Origin of the sequence: Symbiopectobacterium sp., assembly GCF_051710365.1 — a bacterium.
Classification (GTDB): domain Bacteria; phylum Pseudomonadota; class Gammaproteobacteria; order Enterobacterales; family Enterobacteriaceae; genus Symbiopectobacterium.
This window is the reverse complement of sequence record NZ_JBPETA010000325.1, coordinates 1-1904: the sequence shown is the minus strand read 5'-3', so window position 1 is coordinate 1904 and position 1904 is coordinate 1. Positions and strand designations below refer to the sequence as shown.

Annotated in this window: 3 protein-coding genes, 1 tRNA gene and 1 pseudogene; 1 reads left to right on the top strand and 4 read right to left on the bottom strand. The window is 52.2% G+C overall.

The genetic code is table 11. From position 1 onward, the window contains the following. Position 1: 1 nt before the first annotated feature. A tRNA-Gly gene (locus tag ACTBDZ_RS17375) sits at positions 2–79 on the top strand. Between the two features lie 69 nt (positions 80–148). Here ACTBDZ_RS17375 and ACTBDZ_RS17370 read toward each other — a convergent pair. The 4 genes and pseudogenes from ACTBDZ_RS17370 to ACTBDZ_RS17355 all read right to left on the bottom strand — a co-directional run. Further along, positions 149–772, bottom strand: coding sequence for a lambda exonuclease family protein (locus tag ACTBDZ_RS17370; protein WP_438816220.1), 624 nt, complete (start codon positions 770–772; stop codon positions 149–151). After that, on the bottom strand, positions 756–1496 hold the full coding sequence (gene bet / locus ACTBDZ_RS17365; RefSeq protein ID WP_438816219.1) for a phage recombination protein Bet: 741 nt from the start codon (positions 1494–1496) through the stop codon (positions 756–758). Before bet ends, ACTBDZ_RS17370 begins: the two co-directional genes overlap by 17 nt. Further along, on the bottom strand, positions 1493–1762 hold the full coding sequence (locus ACTBDZ_RS17360; protein WP_438816218.1) for a hypothetical protein: 270 nt from the start codon (positions 1760–1762) through the stop codon (positions 1493–1495). Before ACTBDZ_RS17360 ends, bet begins: the two co-directional genes overlap by 4 nt. A gap of 72 nt (positions 1763–1834) precedes the next feature. Further along, positions 1835–1904, bottom strand: a pseudogene (locus ACTBDZ_RS17355) (surface-adhesin E family protein); the annotation flags it as partial.

Below are 1904 nucleotides of genomic sequence, written 5' to 3'. Positions count from 1 at the left end.
TGGGTCGGTAGCTTAGCGTGGAAGAGCGTACGTGTTCCCCAACCGTAAGATGCGGGTTCGATCCCTGCTCGACCCTCCAACTTTGAGTAACCCCCCTCCCGCGTCAGGCTGAACCTGATTGCACGGCTGCCCGACGACGTGCATGCACTCATGCTGCTACCCTGGATAATTTCCTGATAGCCTCAAGTTCTCTTTCAAGTTCAGCCAGGAACTGCGTTAACGCCTCCTCTATTTCAGCAACCAGCTTATCCTCCTGATGAATTCTCAACTGGTAATAGGCAAGGTCTGGCGGTAGCCTGTCGTCATAGCTGACAAAATCACACCATTTCCTGCCCGTACACATCATTTGGGCGTGCATCTGTAGGAGGTATTGGTTTTTCGGCTTACCGGTCTTGATGGTCTCTAAATGCGTCCATGTATTGGGGCACTTGATTTCAATCAGACCATCGCACCCTACCAGTCCGTCAGGCGATGCGCCAAATCCTACGATCTCTGGATGGGGAATAAATCCCACTTCTGTAACTTCTGCGTCAAACTGGTTAAGCAGGTACATCTCCCGCGCCACCGGTTCAAGTTCAGTGCCGCGCTGCATGGCGGCGTTTGAGTAACCCGGCTCGGGTTTTCCTGTCAGGCGCTGGCAGATAAGCTCTGCCATGTAGTTCTGGCGGCTGGCGGAATAGCCCGATTTGGTTTTAGCCATTACGTCAGACAGGCGACTGGCGGTGACGTTGCCACAACGGGCGGAAAACCATTCATCACTGCGCTGTTGCATGATCCACCTCGCTATATTCTGCATCGACGGGAATGCTTTTTTTGATGCGCTCCTTCTCTGCATTGCCGATAATCTGGCGCTCTTCCTGCGTGAGGCTCTTCCATGTTTCAGCGAAGACTTCCATGCTCATCTGAGCCGCCTCTTCGCACCTGGCAATGAGTGCAGGGCGGCGCTCGTCCGTTTCCTTTCCGACGAGAACACTTGCTGGCGTGTTTTCTATAATCCTCTCCGCTTCGTCACTGTCGTAAATGCCAGCGAAGCCAAATGCCATGCGTGCACACTGAATAAGTGACTTGTGGCGCAGCATGCGGGTGGGGTGTGATTGCCACGGCTGGGTATTGCGCTTACACTCGCCCATGTATTCGGTTACTACAGTGGGGTGTTTGCGATCTTTGCGGTAAATCCTGCAAGTCGATGCGCCCTCGTCCTTATCGTAGCTGAATTCCATGCCATCGAATTGCGGATGTTCGTTAATGATCCGCGCCCATCCATCGACACCAACAACCGGAACAATCCCGCCCTTGTCAGGAAAGGCATAAATTTCTTTTGTCCACGGGTTGAGTCCGTACTGGTTGGCAACAATAAGCAGGGCGGTAAATTGCTCGTCCGTTACGCCACCACCCTTGAACGCCGTATTCTTGAGCGTGCTCATTAATTCGGTGCCTGGTGCCATGCCGAAGCGTTCAGCCAGTTTTCCAGCCATTGTTGCTAATGCTGTGCTCATGCTGCATCCTCCTTGCTGTTCTGCCTGTCATAAATCCAAAAAGCACGCTCAACCTTCACACGGTGGAATATGGCGTCAAAGATGCGGTGGCTTTCTGTTTCCTGATAATCAACGTCGCTGTCTTCCATGTATTCACAGGCTTGCTCTGTGTAAGCGTCGGGCCAATGCTTTCTGAGCGAGTCACGAAACCTTTCGATAGACTTCTCCGCCAATTGCTCAGCCTCTGCGTAACAGTCCTCTGTTATTTCAGGCGGCATTTCTTCCATGATTTTCCGAATGGCCTGGGCTTTGTTGAATAAATCAGAACTTGTAACGACTGTGCCCCATCGGGTCGATTGTTACGTGATGCGAATACTGTTCGGCATTCCTAATAGCGTGATCCGGTTAAGCGCTTTGACCATCGCCATG

Coding starts and splice junctions, on each gene's coding strand:
- ACTBDZ_RS17360 (WP_438816218.1), bottom strand. CDS start 1,762: ATGGAAGAAATGCCGCCTGAAATAACAGAGGACTGTTACGCAGAGGCT.
- ACTBDZ_RS17370 (WP_438816220.1), bottom strand. CDS start 772: ATGCAACAGCGCAGTGATGAATGGTTTTCCGCCCGTTGTGGCAACGTC.
- bet (WP_438816219.1), bottom strand. CDS start 1,496: ATGAGCACAGCATTAGCAACAATGGCTGGAAAACTGGCTGAACGCTTC.